General features: G+C 44.5%; 10 protein-coding genes and 1 pseudogene. 2 read left to right on the forward strand and 9 right to left on the reverse strand.

The window, feature by feature from the left end; genetic code table 11:
* Positions 1-13 precede the first annotated feature (13 nt).
* The 9 genes and pseudogenes from ACGG9R_RS07285 to ACGG9R_RS07325 form a co-directional block, all read right to left on the reverse strand.
* Entirely contained in the window at positions 14-1,795 is a 1,782-nt protein-coding gene (locus tag ACGG9R_RS07285; RefSeq protein WP_390153331.1) for a hypothetical protein, read from the reverse strand.
* A gap of 39 nt (positions 1,796-1,834) precedes the next feature.
* Positions 1,835-2,110: pseudogene (locus ACGG9R_RS07290) on the reverse strand (hemagglutinin repeat-containing protein); the annotation flags it as partial.
* Between the two features lie 10 nt (positions 2,111-2,120).
* Positions 2,121-2,558: a hypothetical protein gene (locus ACGG9R_RS07295; RefSeq protein ID WP_390153334.1), complete on the reverse strand. Its 438-nt coding sequence runs from the start codon at positions 2,556-2,558 to the stop codon at positions 2,121-2,123.
* A gap of 13 nt (positions 2,559-2,571) precedes the next feature.
* A complete protein-coding gene (locus ACGG9R_RS07300) occupies positions 2,572-3,501 on the reverse strand; it encodes a hypothetical protein (protein WP_390153337.1) in 930 nt (309 codons plus the stop codon).
* A 152-nt stretch (positions 3,502-3,653) separates the two neighbouring features.
* On the reverse strand, positions 3,654-4,094 hold the full coding sequence (locus ACGG9R_RS07305; RefSeq protein ID WP_390153340.1) for a hypothetical protein: 441 nt from the start codon (positions 4,092-4,094) through the stop codon (positions 3,654-3,656).
* Positions 4,084-5,367, reverse strand: a complete 1,284-nt coding sequence (locus tag ACGG9R_RS07310; RefSeq protein WP_390153343.1) for a hypothetical protein — start codon at positions 5,365-5,367, stop codon at positions 4,084-4,086. The genes ACGG9R_RS07305 and ACGG9R_RS07310 overlap by 11 nt, the downstream gene beginning before the upstream one ends.
* Before the next feature lie 45 nt (positions 5,368-5,412).
* Entirely contained in the window at positions 5,413-5,664 is a 252-nt protein-coding gene (locus ACGG9R_RS07315) for a hypothetical protein (RefSeq protein ID WP_390153346.1), read from the reverse strand.
* A gap of 429 nt (positions 5,665-6,093) precedes the next feature.
* Positions 6,094-13,155, reverse strand: coding sequence for a hemagglutinin repeat-containing protein (locus ACGG9R_RS07320; protein ID WP_390153349.1), 7,062 nt, complete (start codon positions 13,153-13,155; stop codon positions 6,094-6,096).
* A gap of 129 nt (positions 13,156-13,284) precedes the next feature.
* On the reverse strand, positions 13,285-14,973 hold the full coding sequence (locus ACGG9R_RS07325; RefSeq protein ID WP_390153352.1) for a ShlB/FhaC/HecB family hemolysin secretion/activation protein: 1,689 nt from the start codon (positions 14,971-14,973) through the stop codon (positions 13,285-13,287).
* 583 nt (positions 14,974-15,556) lie between these two features.
* Between ACGG9R_RS07325 and ACGG9R_RS07330 the strand changes: the two genes are divergently transcribed.
* Both ACGG9R_RS07330 and ptsP read left to right on the forward strand, forming a co-directional pair.
* Positions 15,557-16,132, forward strand: coding sequence for a cob(I)yrinic acid a,c-diamide adenosyltransferase (locus tag ACGG9R_RS07330; protein WP_390153355.1), 576 nt, complete (start codon positions 15,557-15,559; stop codon positions 16,130-16,132).
* 60 nt (positions 16,133-16,192) lie between these two features.
* Positions 16,193-17,821, forward strand: a complete 1,629-nt coding sequence (gene ptsP / locus ACGG9R_RS07335) for a phosphoenolpyruvate--protein phosphotransferase (protein WP_390153358.1) — start codon at positions 16,193-16,195, stop codon at positions 17,819-17,821.
* The last annotated feature ends 510 nt before the right edge of the window (positions 17,822-18,331 follow it).

The raw sequence follows: 18,331 nt of genomic DNA on the forward strand, positions 1-18,331 counted from the left end.
TTTTGACTCCTTCTTATATATGACCTTTTATGGAAGCAGTCCAATTAAATGGTTGTAACGCCCCAATTTTTTGGTATATTACTGCACCATTATTCATGACGAGCTTAATATGTTCATTTTGGTAGTTTGACCTAGTGAGTTCATGCCAATCAAAATTATAGGTATCACCGACTTCTCCCATATAAGAAACATGACCACTTTTATCTTTCTCTATGCTAATTGCCAACTTTACTTTGCCATAGGCAAGTTGTTGATCTTTGCTTGATTGTTTTCTTCCTATCCCTCCATTAAAATCCATAGAAGAATAAAAATATTTTTTCTCACCGGGTTTTATGTTTCTCGCTAATTCTTTTACTTTAGTCGCTAATATTTCGGAGTTTTCCAAATCTTTTGACACATCAGAGCCATAGCCAAAGGACAATGGTTCTCCAGTTCCAGCTAAGCTATATTTTAAGAATTGGGAGGCAATCGGTGTATGCAATGTCCGTTCCGAAGCTTCTGCACCAATAAATCCTACTGTTTTCAGCCCACTATAATTCATCATAGAAACTTCCGGCGATTTTAGCGCTAATTTCGTAAGAAAGTTCTCTCTTGAATCTGCCAAGTCAGCAGCCAAGTTTCTTTCTAGATCCATCTTAGCCTCATACCAATCTGAATGATTGCATTCTTCTGATAATGAATGATTTTTCTTGGCAGTCACATTAATACCAGGTAGTTCATAGATGTTCCCTAGTGTATCTGACTTGGATTGATTAAAGTCATGTGTTTTCCTGATTATATTCAAATCCTCCTGATGTGCTTCCAGAAATTCTTTAAAATACACATCCATAATGCGTGCTATATTCTCATCATCAATGCCATGTTCCTTTAAGCAATCTACCACGGCATTTTCGGATTCTTTATTACCATATTCCCAATATTTTGATTGGTCTGCTTCCGGATCCAATGAGCGGACTTTGACTAAGATATCCAGTAGCAGTCCTTCAATTTCCTTGTCAGTCATTTGTTGTCCGCTCTTTTTGCATAGAAAATTTTTTACATCGTCTTCTGTAAGTCTTTCGTAGGCTAATTTATTCCACTTAGTTGCAGTCAAAGCAATATTAATTGCATCAGATACATCTTTACCACTAAGTTTTCCTATAGCAGCTCCTACTCCAGCGCTGATCCATTGTACGGTATCCGGGTGTTTCTGTACCCAGTCTTGACCTTTTGTTTTGGTTAAGTATCCCATCACATACTCATTCACACTGCCAGATAAGGCACCGGAAGCCGCACTGCCTCCTGCCATGTCCCCCATTAGGGCGCCAAAGGCTCCATGAAGCAGCATCTTCTCCGTAGAACCATCTTCCCATCCTTTGCTTTCGGCATATTTATGGATTGCCTGATTGCCGTACTTTTCCAGCATGCCTATCAGTTCCTGCTTTTCTTCTACTTTGGTTTTATCAAAGATGTCTTCCAGTTGATTCAATGCATTCTTGGTATCTCGATTCAGAGTGGATACATCTTGTTTCTGGTGTTCTTTATCTGTAATCGTAATAGTTCCATCTGCTACAGCCGACTTGGTCGTACTATCTGCTTTTCCTTTGACGGTAGGTGTCATGGATGGGGTCAGCCCTTTCTGGTTCAGCTGCGTATTAGTATCTTTTGGCGTATAGGAAATCCCTGCTCCGCCTGCTTTATAGTCTGCTTTGTTGTCTATGTCTTCCCATGTTAAGGTTCCGGTGGTGAGGGTATTCTTCTCTTTGGCTGCGTCACTGTCTATAAGGCCGCCTTTGAGATGGGTGTTATCTTTCACGGTAATGTCATAGCCTTCTTTTCCTGCACGGATACCTGACTAGTCTTTAGCACTTTCGTAGTTGCTCTTGGTATTGCCTCGACTAGCTCCACCGCTAAGGCTTGTTTTTCCTTCTTTTACACCATAATTCATAGACACGCCGGCTGAGGTGTTCTTTTCTTCGTAGGTATTTCTTTCTTGCTTGGTTTCGATGGAGAGATTACCACCCACATTGCCGATGACTCTATCTCCCGCCATAGTGCTTCCTGTGATAGTGGTGTCTTTTCCGCTGGTAACGGTCAGATCTTTATTGGCATAGATGTCACTCTTTTCATATGTCGTGGCATCATTGTAAAATTAAAAAATAAGCTAAAGTCATAATGCACATGATGACTCCAAAAGCACCACAAAAACACCTCTTTTTCCTCCAAAGCATATATTCCGCTGCAAATATGTGATCATAATTTTTCTTCGCCCCATACTCTGCTTCATTTATAAGGCTTGTAAAGTATAAATATCCTGATATTGGAAATGTTAAGCAAGCATAACAAAACAGTAACAATAAATAGTGTCTGGTCATGGCAGCAAACTCTAAACAATATACTAAATAAGCAAATAAAGATAAACCCAATGTCATACCAAAAGTACCCATTATAAAATAAGCCTTGTTCTTTGTACATGTAAAATTTTGCTTTTTTAATTTTTGCAAGCCATATATTATAGAATACATTATGCCACCTAAGTATAATATTGTTTGCAACAACTCCTTCATATTACCTTCCATTTCTTCCCCTCTCTTACTTATCAGCATCTTTGGTCAATATCCGATCCTTTAATTTTAACGTTGCGAAATCCAGAAATGGAGCACTAACAAACCCGATATAAGGGTTATATAAGCCGATAATTACGCCTGTACCAGTTTTCCATCCATCTATAAGAGTAGCAACAAATAAATCTTTTCCGCTATAGTCCTTATAATCACTTGCAAAATCAAGAGTCCCTGAAATCCCAATTCCAACTGCATTGTATTTCCCTAGAGCTTTTACCAGACCATTGCTGCCATATTTTTCACTCAACGCCCATGGCAGACCGGCTTCTTCTCCAATAATAGCTGTTGCAATAGAACTCTTCCAATCAAATGTACTGCCAGGTACTACATCGGGATTCTCTACAACGTACAGACCTTTAATTCCACGTAAATCCCAATAATCACCTACGCCTTGTTCTTTCAACCAGTTATCTTCTTGTTCATCATTTATTTCTAGCCATTTGGCTTTTACCTGTTTCTTCTCCTCTTCTGTTGTCGCTGCATCCCATTCTTTTGCATACTCAGCCATCTGCTCATGATTCAGCCAATTAAACTTTGTCCCATTCCATGCCACAGCAGAACCATTTTCTCCATCACCACCAAGCAGCTTTCCTGCACAATATCCGAAAATACTAGACACTTCTTCTCGCATATCCGGATGGTCTTTCAGGAAATTGTCCAGCAATGGCTGCAAACTTTCCATACCACCTTCTGCCATTACACCAGACAGTACATTGTTCCCGCCTAGTTTGGCTGTGATACCACCGAAAATCCCATGGAGCAAGGTCCTTCTTGAATCATTCTTAGACCAACCTTTTTCTTTGGCGATGTCTCCGATCTTCTCTGCTCCCAGTTTGGCAAATTCGTTAGCCAGTGCCTGTCGTTCTTGTACCTTTCTAAATGTAAAAGGACATAACAATGGACTCAGAATGATATTGGTTTTGCACGCTGCGGTATACTTTTTGTTTTGTATGATGAGGATCTCCTATTTGTGCTCAATTATGCTCCAAATCTACGCTAAAAAAAGCCAAGGGGCTGGCCAGGATCTCTGGGTCCATTATTAAATGGTTTCTATTTTATTCCAATGATGCTCACAAGAACAATACCTATCATAAGTAATTCTATGTAAATAAAGATTGTCTTTTTCTTTTTCCAAGTAGAAAACTCTGCTGATAATTTTTGTTTCTCCACCAGTAGCTTATACTCATTTTCATTTAAAAGACTTTTAAAATAGCAGTATCCTGAAAGTGGGAATATTAAAGACATAAAGCATAATAAACGTAAAATGCATTGTTCGGGTAAATAAGAGTGATGAATACAGTATATGTAATAGATAAACATTAATAGAAAAAGCACAGATATAGCGCCCAATAGACCAATCAGAAATAACATTTTGTTCTTGAGACATTGGAAACTTTCCCTTTTAAATGTTCGAATAGCATCTGTAATAAAATAGATGATCCCTAAAAAAAATATTCCCCATTGTAAAAAACTTCCATAATTATTTTCCATTATCGACTTTCTCCGAAGTGCTAATATGCTTAGTTAAATGCTTCTCCTTTAGATCTGTAGCTAATTTGTCTAAATATGGCGACGCAACAAATCCCATGTAAGGGTTCCAGAGACCTATACCTACTCCAAGTCCGGCTTTAGCTGAATCAATTAATATCGCTTTTATAAATTGATCACCGCTATAATCCTTATAGTCCCCAACCAAGTCCAATGTGCCGGATATACCTACTCCTACTACATTATATTTTCCAAGCGCCCTGATAAATCCTTGACTGCCATATTTTTCGTTTAAAACCCAGGGTAATCCGGCCTCTTCGCCAATAATAGTTGTAGCGACTGAACCTTTCCAGTCAAAGGTGCTGCCTGGCGCAGTTAATGGATCTGCTCTAACCAATGTCCCTTTTTCACCAGACAAATCTGTAAAATCGCCATTTCCTTGAGCATTTAACCAATTATCTCCTTGCAGTGCATTGATATGAAGCCACTTTTCTATAACTGCTTCTTGTTCTTTTTCTGTCTTAGTCTGCTTCATTTCTTCGGCATATTCATCCATTTGGTCATGGGTAAGCCAGTTGAACTTCGTCCCATTCCAGGCCGTAGCAGCGCCCACATCTCCATCTCCACCAAAGAGTTTTCCTGCACAATATCCGAAAATGCTAGACACTTCTTCTCGCATGTTTGGGTGGTCTTTCAAGAAGTTATCCAGCAATGGCTGCAAACTTTCCATACCGCCTTCTGCCATGATACCAGACAGTACATTATTCCCGCCTAGTTTGGCTGTGATACCACCTAAAAGCCCATGAAGTAATGTTCTTCTGCTATCATTCTTGTCCCAGCCTTTTTCTTTGGCAATATCACCAATCTTTTCGGCTCCCAGTTTGGCAAATTCGTTAGCCAGTGCTTGTCGTTCTTGTACCTTCTCTTTGTCAAAAATTTTTTCCAACTGGTTCAAGGTGTTCTTTGTATCTCGATTAAGGTCAGAAATATCCTGTTTCTGGTGTTCTTTATCAGTGATGGTAATCGCCCCTTCTGAAACAGCAGATTTTGTTATGCTTTCTGCTTTGCCCTTGACCGGTTGTGATTTAACCGGACTAGTACCACCGGTCAAACCGCCGACCTTCTTATCACCGACAGTTTCTTTCGGAGACCAGCTGGCACCATAGTTTCTGCCGCTCGCGGTTGCTTTATAGTCTGCCTTGTTCTCTATATCTTCCCATACTAATGTACCTGTGGTAAGGGTGTTTTTGTCTTGGCTTGCATGGCTATCTATCAAGCCACCCTTGAGATGGGTAGTATCTTTGACAGAGACCTCATAGCCTTAGCTGCCGGCAGTGATGCCAGCTTGGTTTGTCACGCTTTCATAGGTGGAATCTATGTTGCTCTTGGACGTACCAACAGCCAAGCCACCTTTTAGACTGGATTTCATTTTGTTATTATCGATTGTCTTCTTCATACTGCCAATGCTCAATCCCATGCCTTTGTTTTCATTATGAGATGTATAGCTGTCCTTATCCTGTACATTTTCAATGGCCAGATTTCCGCCCGCCTTAATGAAGGATGAATATTCCATACAATAGGAAATGCAATAGAAGTATAACATGCATTGCGATTGATGATACTTTTTGCAATATAATTTGTTTTCCCTTGGGGACAGGTTTATCATTGAGCCTATATTCACAAACAAGGTTCCATTGAAAGTAAGCAAAATATGCTATTCCCCCAATCATCATAGCGGCAATTCGGAAAAAGATAGGTGAACAGCTGAATAAAGGGAAACGCCAACTATCAAAAACATTCGTTGCTGAAAAGAGTAAATTCATCCCCACGTCAACTATTATCATCAAGCAAGCAATTATCCAAATCAGTAAGCGGTATGATGGAATTGATTTCTTGCATATTAAGAAAAAGCTATAGAAAACAAAAAAGAACGAGAGCAATAGGATGACCACTAAATTATAAAACGAATGCCAATTTAAAATCTCTATGGTTCTCATAATAGCTATTTCCTTCCCTCGTTATTTTCTTTTTCATTGTTTTCTTCTTTATTACGCTCATTTTGCAATTCATTTTCCACTTTCTCTTGCGTTGAATTTCCCGCTAACCCACCTATAATTCCGCTTCCCAACAATCGGTATTTTGGCGCTAATCCCATATATTTTCCGCTCAAGTTCAAGGTGCTCCCGACAATATATGCCGTCTCTGCACCAACCACCCATGCATATGCGGCATCCCCCGGATAGTCACTCTCTATAATATGAAGCCCATCTATAACATAATCGACACCATTAATGGCATACTTTATATATTTTGAATCTGAAGCATCCTTTATTGAATCTGCTGTAGCTCTTACCAATGGCAAATCATAAAAATTATCATGATTTTGTCGTTCTTGTAAATCACTTGCCCAAAATTCGTAACTGTCCATAAATTTTTCAGTACTATCAGTAGTAAAGCCATGCTCAATAAGATATTGGCGTACCGTTTCTTTAGCAAATTCATTTCCAACTTCTAGGGAGTCTAAATCTGAACCGAATGGATCAGCCTGATCTGCTATATCCATCAAAGCATTGCTTAGCTGGTGCCATTCCTGATCAGTAAGAGTTTGACCATCATCTTTTTTCAGCGTCCGCTTCAGTAGCGGTTCTGTTGTCAAATCGAATCCCAAATAATTCCACTTTGCTGCATTTAAAGAGACCATAGTACTCGTCAATACATCTTTCGATAAATTTCCAATTGCCGCGCCTACGCCAGCACTAAGCCACTGTACTGTATCTGGATGTTTTTGTACCCATTCTTTGCCTTTGGTTTTGGTCAGATACCCCATCACATATTCATTTACGCTGCCAGATAATGCACCGGAAGCCGCACTGCCACCTGCCATGTCTCCCATGAGCGCCCCGAAAGCGCCGTGGAGGAGCATCTTTTCCGTAGATCCATCTTTCCAGCCTTTGCTTTCGGCGTATGTATGGATTGCCTGATTGCCGTACTTTTCCAGCATGCCGACGAGCTCTTGCTTTTCTTCTACTTTGGTCTTATCAAAGATTTCTTGCAGCTGATTCAGGCTGTTTTTTGTATCTCTGTTCAGCTTCAAAATATCCTGCTTCTGGTGCTCCCTGTCTATGATAGTAATCGTCCCTTCCGACACTGCAGACTTAGTCGTGCTGTCAGCGCTTCCTCTGATGGCAGGGGAAATCGATGGCGTGAGGCCCCTCTCATTCAACCTGGTGCCTTCGTCCTTCGAAGCGTAGGAAATCCCCAGACCGCCCGCTTTGTAGTCTGCACTGTTTTTCATATCTTCCCATGCCAGTGTACCTGTGGTGAGGCGGTTCTTATCCGCATTTGCTACGCTATCGATCAGTCCGCCTTTGAGGCGGGTATTTTCTTTGACCGTTATCTCGTATCCATCATTTCCGGCATGGATGCCGCTTTGCGAAGTAACGCTATCAAAATCGCTTCGCATGCTGCCGCGAGAGGCGTTGCCGGTCAAGTTGACCTTGCCCGGAAGTGTGCTGACATGCATGCCAGCCGAAGCATTCTCCGATGTATAGTGATGAGAGGCCTGCTGGCTCGTGATATTCATATTTCCACCGATATTCATCGTGACCTTACCTCCGCTCAGGGTACTGCCTATCAGGTTCGTGTCTTTCCCGCTGTGGGAAGTGAGCTCATTTCTGGCTTGGATAGTACTTTCTTTATAAGAAACTGACGTATCATTCTCTTTGCCTTTTCCTGCATAGAGGCTACCTTCTACAGTAATCGGGGCATGTGCAGAAATAGAAACGCCGAGACTGCCTCCTTTGCTGGACTCGGTCATGTTCTGCTGCTGCGTTTCTTCTGCTGAAGTAATAGTCAGGTTTTGGCCTACATGCCATGTGACATTCTCACCTTCTACAGCGGAACCTTTGATTTCCATGTCAGATTTAGCCTGTATCGAGACATTTTCTCCAGCACTCAGGGTGCTTCCCTGTGCTTCTGTTCTTACGCTATGGTTTTCCGACTGGCTGGATGTACTTCCGATGCCGACAGATACGGCCAAGTGTACTTTGCCACTTGAAAGATCTTTCAGCGCGGAGTTCTCACCTTTTAGGTCAGACTTTACTGTATCATAGGCTTCATAGCCATAAAGTGCTTTGAGACGGTTATCCGAAACAGCCGTTGCTTTTGCTAGCGGTGCTTCTACCTTCTGAAGAGCCTTTATCGTATCACCGCCTACAGAGACAGTGAGCCCGCTCTTTCTATACTCGTGCTTTTCATCGCTGTGATACACATTGTCCTTGCTGGAAATCTGTACATTCTCGCCTGTGATAGAAATATTCTTCCCCGCGAGTACGGCTGACGCGCCGACTTCCGTCTTGTTGCCCGATTCGATCGACACATTGCCGCTTACACTTCCCACGGTGGATGCTTTCTGAAGAAGGTCAGCATCGCTATACTGATCTTTCCGCTTCTCCGTCCCGATGGTAAATCCGAGTCCGCCACCCGAGAGCGGGCCGCTCTTCTTGACGCGTTTCTCATAGTCGTGCTGCTCTACTTCTTCTGCACTGGTGATAGTCGTATTTTTACCAGAAGTGATAGACACGTCGTTCGTACCTACCACATTGGATGCGGTGATAGTGGTGTTTCCAATAGAAGTAATGCTTATTTTGTCTCCAGAAAGCATACTGCCAATTGCCGTCTTGCTTTCGTCATGGCTTTTTATGGCTGTTGTCTTATGAGAGAGGAAGCCACTTTCTTTGTACTTTAAGCCGTAGTCATCCATAGCTTTATTATATCCGTTTTCGATGATTACATCATCAGCAGCTTTCATGGAAACCTGCCCATTTTCACTAGCTACGGTGGTACTTCTCGCTTTGATATCATTGCCTGAAATGAGCGAGATATCTTTCCCGGCGGTCAAAGTATTCGCTGTTTCTGTCTTGCGATAGGTGCGGATATAGTTGTCATTATTCTCAGTCATATCTTTCTTGGCTTCCAGACTATCCGTATCCATAGTGAGATTGTGCCCAGCAGAGAAGATCATAGAGCCATTTTTACCTAAAGCGGCTAGCGTAGCACCAGTCATGGTGATGTCTTGTCCTGATTGCATCAGAAGTAAGCCTTCTTTCCCTTTGACGGCGATGCCGGCGGTGGTGTCCAGGATGGCCTGGTTCATGCCATGCTGGATGGTGTTTTTCATGGTAATGTTTCTGCCTGCATCTAGGGAGATTCTATCTTCTCCCTCTATGATACCACTATGTACAATATCCTGGCTAGCTTTGAGGGAAATGTCATTGCCGAAGATGGTGCCTTTGTTCACGATGTTCTTGGACTTAGTGATGATGGTATTTCCTTTGAGTGTGCCTTGGTTCGTCAAAGTACCCTTGGTATCTGTAATCAAGGTATTGGCACTGATGAGGCTGCCGTCTTCGGTGAGGGCTTTTGCCGTGCTGGCTTTGAGATACACATGAGGATAAAGAACCGTGTATGTCTTGCCATTCACGGTGACGGTGGTGGTCTCAAGCCAGACGATGTCGCTGGTGAGAGCGGCTATCTGTTCTTTGGTGAGGGCGATGCCTGGTTTCAGGTTATATTCTTTCGCATAGGCGATCCCTGCATCCATTAGAGCCTTGTATTCCTCTTCATCATTGGTATAGCCATTGAGATGACGCATGCCAGTGAGCTGGGTCACTTGGTTCCGGATGAGTTCTTGTTCATAGAATCCGTCACCGAGCCGTTTATTGACTTTGTCGTTATCCCAAAGAAGCTGGTTGTACATGTAATCAGACGAAAGGAACTTCTTTTTGTTGGTGAAGGCGGGATCGGTCTCGATGAGATACTTTGCCTTCTCTTCTGGATGGAGCTTGCAGAGAGAGCTATCTGGGATAAAAGACAGCGTGCCACCTGTTTCTTTTCCGGCTGTACTGCCTGGATTGGTTTCTTTCCCGGTAGCAAATGGATTCAAATGTTGCTGGACGTTGTCACGCATGGCCTGGGTAATGTCTTCTTTATTTGGGTTCTTTCCTGTGTTTCCTTCATAGGATCCAACATCAAGAGAGGTGGGGTTGTCCAGCTCTTTCTGTGGCGTCATGAAAATTTGGTCCCGATAGTGCCGTCTCCATGCTTTATGGGGTCTATGTTTTCTTTTGGTGTAGCTTTCTTGTGTGGTACCGAAGGTGATTTTCTGCACTTGATTCTTTTCGGCAATGTTGTCCAATGTGCCACTGTTTGCCGTGAGGGTACTCCCAGCGGTGATACGGCTGTTTTCATTGGTCACGTTGCCAGAGAGGATCATATCTTTCCCACTGGAAATGTTGCCCGCTTTCGTTTCCTGCACTTGTTTTTCTGACGTGTGGGTGGTGGTGCGAATGATGGTGTAGTATTTGATGGCTTTACTTTCGATAGCACCGATGGAATCATTGTAAGCCTTGGCTTCTTCGTTGTAGGCTTTTATCTTTTCATTGAGTTGATTCAATATTTCTTTATACTGCTTGTCCCAATCGGCTTGCTTCGGATCATCATAGCCGGGGCGTGGAGTATCCATGGATTTGACACCCAGTTCTTTGAAAATGGGATCATTGTAGTCATAGTTTGGTGCTTCTTGGCCTACTAATTCGTCGGGGACCGGTGTTTCGCCGTCTTTCCGTTCTTCCTCGGTGATTTGTTCTATCTTGTCATAACCGGCTTCTTCGTAGAGTGTTTTCGGGGTGATACCTTTGTTATGGTACGCCCCATAGCCGCTATCCAGAGCAGAAAATTCATCTCTGGTGAAAGATTGCCCTCTTTCTGGATGTCCATTTTCATCGATACGGATAAGGTCAGGATTAGTGACTTCGCTTGTCCATACTCGTTTAGCAGAGAAGGCTTCGTTTTCATTGGTGATGGTAGGAGCTGTGAGGGACATATTTCCCTGTGCTTTGATGTCAGCTCCGTGGTTAGTGATGTCTTTGGCTTCGGAAATAGCCATGTCGCCACCGGCATAGAGCAGAGAAGAGGCACTATTCAGCAAGGTATCCCCTGTAATGATCATGTCATTCCGTGCAGCGATAGTGGCAGACTTCACCTGTGCCATATCTGCTAAAATAGCATCGACAGACGCTTTGGAAGCAGCATAGGCCGCTTGCTTATTTTCTATTTCTTTGAAATAGTTTTCTTTTTCACTATCGCTCTTGAAAGCGGTCACGTCGATGGCAAAGGCGCCATCCAGATCTTGTTCTTTCTGCTTTAAATCTTTCATGGCAGCAGCCAGTTTTTCTTCCAGTACTTTGTCTTTTCTATTTTCCAGCGTCTTAGCATGAAGGGTAATGTCTTCACCATAGATGCGACCGGTAGCTATATTCTGTAATATATCTGTGGTGATTGTATTTGCTTGGTCAGCACTCACTAAACCACGGTTTGTCAGAGTCGTGGACGTGATAGAAACACTGCCACCGTTGATCTCACCACTTTCTTTATTGGAAATATCTTTGGCACTGAGTGTAAGTGTCCCTTTGGATTCCAGTTTCTTGCTGTTAGTCAGGTTACCTTTGGCGGAAATGGTCAGATTTCCATCTGCCTGGGTGATACCGTAGTTTTCTTTAGCACTGTCATTGGTGATGTCATGATCTGTGGTGATAGTCAGATTATTACCTGCTGCCAGTTTCCCATCCAGCTGAATATCTTTCGTTGTGATAGTTTCATTCTGCCCAGCCGTGATGGTTCCTTGGGCATTATGAATCAGATCAGATGAAATAGAAATATTCTCATTAGCAGCGATTTGACCTTGTTCATTTTCCAGTTTGTCTGATACAGAAATGGTATTGCTCCCATAAGCAGTTAGTTTCCCTTGAGAGTTATTTAGTGTTTTTCCTTGGATAGACAAGGTACTGCCAGAAGCGATATTACCATTCAGGTTGTCCGTATGACTGGCTTGGATAGTCACATTTCCATTGGCAAGGATTTCACTATTGGAATTGTCCAGCGCATTTTCTTCTTCACTGGTTGTGGTAATGGACAAGTCTTTTTCAGAAGCAATGGTCTTGTGATTGGTGACTTGGTTGGCAGTGATTGCCATATTTCCAACGCTTCCCATGATTTTATCATTGACAACCTGCCCGTCAGCGCGTAACGTCATATTTCCGGAAGCTGCCATAGTGCCAGTATTCTGTATATCTTTCGCATGGATGGTCATATCTTCCGTGCTGTGGGTGGTGCCGGCATGGTATAAGTTTCCTTGGTTATCCAGCACCATATGCTGGCTTTCGATGGCACCTTTAATGTCTATAGGAAGGCCTTTTTCATTGCCAATAAGGAAGATACGTCCAGCATACATGCCGCCTAGGTCTTTCACATCAATGGCAATCTCCGGTTTCTTTCCTTTTCCTTCGATAGCAGTGACTTTCCCTGTATTGGCATCAATCACATTGGCACCGGTGGTGACATGTACGGTATTCCCAAAGATAGCCGCTTCGATTTCTGCGGCTCTGGTATAAAGTTCCAATGTGTCTGCTTTTTTACCATTGAGCCCATTTCCGGTGATAAGAATGGTAGCGTCATTATCTATGCGGAAATCTTTCAGTCGTTCCTTGTTGTCATACTCCGGTTTGCCCGTGGTCAAAATGGCACGAGCTGTATTGATGAATCCGCCACCATTGACGGTAATACCATTCGGATTGGCAATGATCACATCAGCTTTATGGCCTGCTACTTCCAGAAATCCATTCATCGTCGTAGGATTTCCGCTGGTCACTTGGTTCACAATGATTTTCGCCGGACCTTGTGCCATATTGGCATTGCCTTGCACGTAACCGGCCAGTTCCGTTTTGGATAGGGTATAGGAGTTATTCAGAATGGCCCCTTTAGTAGGTATATTGAATCGTTCATAGTCATTCCGAGAGACGCCACCAGCGGTGGGGGCAGAAATATTGACCAAGGGGATCCCATTGGCTGTTTCCTGCACTAATGGACACCGATTTCCCGGTGCTGTTGTATCAGGAAGAATGGGGGCTTCTGCCCATGCGATGGTATCACCGAAAAAGACACCGCTCAGTAAGACACAGAGTATCTTCCTTCCTAGGGATTTCATGGCTTTTGTTTTGATAGACATGGATGATATGGATTTCATGGTATGATGCTTCCTTTATATCTGTAGGCAGTTAGCAGTTGGAGGTTAGCCGTCATTGATATACTGCTTGGTACCAATTGCCTACCACTAACTCATTCTTGCTCACTAATACTAAAATTTCCAGCTTACAGTAAATCCGGGAACCCATTTCCTGGTGTGATAGCCTTCGGGTTTGTACAAGCTGTGGCTGATCAAGGCATCGGAGGAAAGCCCTGAGGAAAAGTTTCCACGAAGGCCCAATGTCATACCTGCTATGGTACGGCCCACCAGGACATCGGTAGAGACACCATAGACGCTGCCTACATCCAGTCCCAGGTAGATATCGCTATGAAGGGTGGGAATCGAAGAAGATAGTTCATTTCTCAGGTACCATCCATTTTCTCCCATCAAGGTATATTCTCCATCAAAGCCTCTGACGGTATATCTATTTCCTATACTCAGGGCATCTACGCCGTATAGCCGATTTCCCTTGGTATTCCACTGGCCATGAAGGGAGCTGGAAAAGGATGCTGGACGATGCCCCATTGTAAACGGCTGCTGCCAGTCGATGTCAAAGAGCCACATCTGGTACCTTGTCTTGGGAGAATCGGGATAGGTATTTTCTTTTTGGGCACCCATCCAGCCGGTTCCTTGTTTATGCCCCAGTCGTACATAGAGTGTATTTCTTCCCATATATATGCGATCAGATAATCCAACCTCTAAAGCAGTGGTATCCATGGCTTGTACGGGGATTTCCATGTCGTTAATAAAGTAATGGGAGTCTCTCTTGATCATAGAAATATCCAGTGTTTTTCTTTCTGATTGGGAACGAGAAATCATATGGTCATAGGTGAAGCGGGTGGTCTGCGTCTTTCCGCTGCTGATAAAGTCATAAGGGATACCGGCAACGGTTTGATGATAGCGGCTGCGATTGTGGCTGATAGTCAGACGGTTTTTCCCTTTCGGAATCGTATAGGAAAAGCTCTGATACCGACTCCCCTTTTCAGAGCCTCTCCGACTTCCATCCAATACAGCAGATAGTTGTAAGGTATCATTGGCATGAAATACATCATCAAAAACAATGCCTGCATTCCATTGGTATTTCCCTGTTTCTTTCATGCCGGAGTCATCTAACGATAGCATCCCATGGACTTGCTTTCCCTGTTGCACGGTGAGTTCTAGGTCCGAATAGCCGGCCTTAGCCGTAGGAAGTATTTTCATGGACACCTCTTGGGACGATACTCGTTTCATATTTTCCAGGCCTTCCTCCAGCATGCGAAGGTTCAAGAGGTCTCCGTCCCGGATGGGGAATGCGTTCAGCCAGGGAAGTTTCTTACTGCCCTGGCTGTAGATGACCTGATGCAGTCTACCGGGCAAACATAATAAATGAAGAGTGCCTGCAGAAATATTCTGCTCAGGAATCACGATCTGGGTGGTCACATAGCCTTTATCTTGCAGCTTTTGATTGAGTATTCTCACTAGTTTCTCTATGTCGTTCATGCTCAATTTCTGCTTTTCGTAGGCATGCACTTTGTCGTTCAAGAAATCCAGTTCTTCCGGTAGACCTTCTAGATGAATTTCGTCCACATAAAAAGCAGCCATCGAGGGAGAGATGTCCTGTGTCTCTTTCTCGATGGCTGCTTTTTCTACTTTTATGCGGGGCAGAACGGCTCTGTCTTTTTTCCATTGTTCCAATTGCCGAGCTTGGTTCAGCTGTTCCTGCTGTATAAAAGGCTCAGATGCCTTTATGGCAGAAACCGGCAGCGTATAAAGTATAGATAGTGATAAAGTGGCTATAAGAATCGGTGCACTTCTTTTCATGTTCTCATATCCTCCTCAAAATGATAGATCTTCATTACTTTCTTTAGAGAATATGTTACAGCTTTTGCTAAAGCTTAGCAAGTAGGGAAAACGGAAAATAACCGGAATAAAAACAAACAATAATAGTAGGTTCAAACTAACAGTATCGATAAAATCTGATTTTTCCATAGATATTTTATACTATTACAACACATAGCCAATCAGAAATATCATACAGCAGCTGATGCTAAAGAGCTATTTCTATAACATAATCCAATAGATACCAAAAGCCCCAGTTATATAGAGCCAATAAATATCTATTTTCGAGACATTTCAAAAATGCTTGCCAATGTAGATTTCAAACTATGGAAGTCAAAGTGTGAAAGATAAAAATCTTCCCTGCTGATCGGGGCGCCTCCGCTTCAGCCAACGCCCCACTTTCGCAAAGCGGCAGGTCGTAGCGAAACACGTCCAGCCGCATTCCTCTTTTTCACACTTTCTCCTCTTCCCTTCGTATTGTATAATATAGGTATCAATAGATGGAAGGTCTAGCGATTTTACTCATCATTCCTTTGCCTGTCAGATTTCCCCAAGGAGGTCTTTTATGAAAGGATATATCGAAGTCTATACCGGTGATGGAAAAGGGAAAACCACCGCTGCCATCGGACTTGCCGTCCGTGCCGTCGGCGCCGGAAAGAAAGTCTGTTTTATTCAGTTTATGAAGTCACTCGCCTATTCCGAGCAGAAGATCCTGCAGGGACTTCCGGGCCTGACGCTCATTACTTTGGGTAAACCATATTTCATTGCCAAAGAAGGTATGCTCTCAGAAGAAGAGATCAAAGCCTGGGGCTCCGCATTGCGCGTCTACCCCGCAGGGCATCCGCCGAAAGAATATCGCGACATGGTCCTCAAGGGGATCGAGGATGCGGTCAAAGCAGTCTCCAAAGACTATGATCTCGTTGTTTTAGACGAATACAACATGGCTTATTGGTATGACCTTGCGACCGAAGAGGACACAAAGCGCATCCTCGCCGCCAGAAGCCCGGACTGTGAACTCGTCTTCACGGGAAGAAATGCGCCAAAAATCATTCTTGACGCCGCCGACCTCATCACAGAAATGAAAAAGATCCGGCATTACTACGACAAGGGCGTGGAATGTCGAAAGGGAATAGAGAATTGAGTTAGGGAAACGCCCCTTGAGCTCGATTGATTTACAATACAAAACGAAAGGATACCACCTATGCTTACCATTCATGGCAAAAGTATTTCCGGCATGGTCACGATCGGCCCGCTGCGTATCTTCCGACACCAGCCGATGGATTTCGCCCGCATAGAGATCGAAAAGCCGGAGACCGAAGTCGCACGCTTTGACTCCGCGCGCAATGCAGCCGCTGTCAAGATGAAGGAATTCTACCAGGAAGCTATCTCTCATGTCGGTCTGGATAACGCTTCCATCTTCAAAGTCTATCAGCAGATGATGACAGACTCTGAATTCGTTGACGCTGTCAAGTCTATCATCCGGAAGCAGAGCGTCAATGCAGAGTACGCCATCCAGCAGGCGGAGCAGAACTTCACCCGTATCTATGAAGCAGATCCGGACGACTATGTCCATGGCCAGATCGCTGACCTTGCGGAAGTCGCACGCATCCTGCTTCGCACACTCCATCAGAAGCAGGCACTCTTCTCTTCGGATGAGCCATGCATCCTCTATGCGGATGACCTCACACCAAGCGAGACCATTCAGATGGACACGACAAAGATCTTAGGCTTCGTGACGAAGGAAGGCACTCCGACTTCACATACCGCGATCCTCGCCCGTGCGCTCGGCGTCCCTGCGATCGTTGCGACCGGGACGGATGTCGATGCCACCCACGATGGGAAAACCGCTGTCATCGATGGCTTCTCCGGCGTTGTCTATCTCGAACCGACACCGGCTATCCTCTCCGGTATGAAAGAGAAACAGAGCCAGAGCATCCACCTGAAAGAGCTCCTGCAGCAGCTGAAGGGCCTTCCGAGCGAAACGATCGATGGTCACCGCATCGAGGTCGCAGCAAACGTTTCCTCTGCCTCCGACCTTTCTGCCGTCCTCAAGAATGACGCGGAAGGCATCGGTCTCTTCCGCAGCGAATTCATCTACATGGGCCGTGAAACGCTGCCATCAGAGGAAGAGCAGTTTAATATTTATAAACTCGCCATCGAGACCATGGCCGGCAAGCGTGTCATCATCCGTACCCTCGACATCGGCGCAGACAAAGAAGCCTCCGCTTTCCATCTGCCGAAAGAGGATAATCCGGCGCTCGGTCTGCGCGCGATCCGCATCTCCCTGAAGCGTCCTGAGATCTTCAAAGTCCAGCTCCGTGCCATTCTCCGTGCGAGCGCCTATGGCAAAGCGGCCATCATGTTCCCGCTCATTACTTCCGTCTGGGAAGTGTGGAAGGCGAAGGAGATCCTGACGGAAGTCCAGATGGAGCTCGATAAGAAAGGCATCGCTTACGATAAGCAGATGGAGATCGGCATCATGATCGAGACACCGGCTGCTGCACTCATCAGCGACAAGCTCGCGAAAGAAGTCGACTTTTTCTCCATCGGTACGAATGACCTCTCGCAGTACACCTTGGTCGTCGACCGCACCAGCCGCAACCTGACCGATTTCTTCAATCCGCATCATCCTGCCGTCCTGAAGCTCATCCAGATGACGGTAGAAAATGCACACAAAGCCGGCATCTGGGTCGGCATGTGCGGTGAGCTCGGCAGTGATCTCTCCATCACGGAGACCTTCCTTAAAATGGGTGTCGATGAATTCTCCGTCGCCCCCTACTCCGTACTTCCGCTCCGTCAGCAGATCCGCGGGATCGACTTGAGAAAATAGCAGGCACCGGGAACATACGGATCCGATTGGGCTCTGCTATTGGCTCAGTTCCTAGAGACGCAGAGGGCATGGCGCGGCGAAAAAACGCACCGCGAAGATCTCCAATGATCACTTCCGTTCCCTCAACACTTTTTCTCCGTATGCCGCATCAAAAAAGACACACGCGCCAAAATGATATAATCCCCCTAAAGCAGACAAGGTAAATAACCAAACTGCTTTAGGGGGATTTTTTTATGGCCAAATGGTCTGATTTTCGGTATTTGTTTTTCCAAACTTGCTGGCGGCGAACAGCATTTCATGCTGTTTGCGGACGGCAAGTCCACAAGGGATAGACGCACAAGCGTCGCAAGGGGGTGTAGCCACCTTGACGGAACGAAGTGACGAAACATGCTCGATCGAGCAGTTTTCTTCTGCTGACCGGGAATGAAGCTCCGCAGGACGCACTACTCTCGACAGAGAGTATAGAAGTGCGCCCTTTAGTTCCTAAAGGGATTTTATCAGTTCGACAAA

This window comes from Dialister sp. i34-0019-2H8 (assembly GCF_042846925.1).
Lineage (GTDB): Bacteria > Bacillota > Negativicutes > Veillonellales > Dialisteraceae > Dialister.

Bases quoted from the DNA above. Each gene is read 5' to 3' on its own strand.
- ACGG9R_RS07295 (WP_390153334.1), bottom strand. From the start codon at position 2,558: ATGGAAGGTAATATGAAGGAGTTGTTGCAAACAATATTATACTTAGGT.
- ACGG9R_RS07305 (WP_390153340.1), bottom strand. From the start codon at position 4,094: ATGGAAAATAATTATGGAAGTTTTTTACAATGGGGAATATTTTTTTTA.
- ACGG9R_RS07315 (WP_390153346.1), bottom strand. From the start codon at position 5,664: ATGGAATATTCATCCTTCATTAAGGCGGGCGGAAATCTGGCCATTGAA.
- ACGG9R_RS07320 (WP_390153349.1), bottom strand. From the start codon at position 13,155: ATGTCTATCAAAACAAAAGCCATGAAATCCCTAGGAAGGAAGATACTC.
- ACGG9R_RS07325 (WP_390153352.1), bottom strand. From the start codon at position 14,973: ATGAAAAGAAGTGCACCGATTCTTATAGCCACTTTATCACTATCTATA.
- ACGG9R_RS07330 (WP_390153355.1), top strand. From the start codon at position 15,557: ATGAAAGGATATATCGAAGTCTATACCGGTGATGGAAAAGGGAAAACC.
- ptsP (WP_390153358.1), top strand. From the start codon at position 16,193: ATGCTTACCATTCATGGCAAAAGTATTTCCGGCATGGTCACGATCGGC.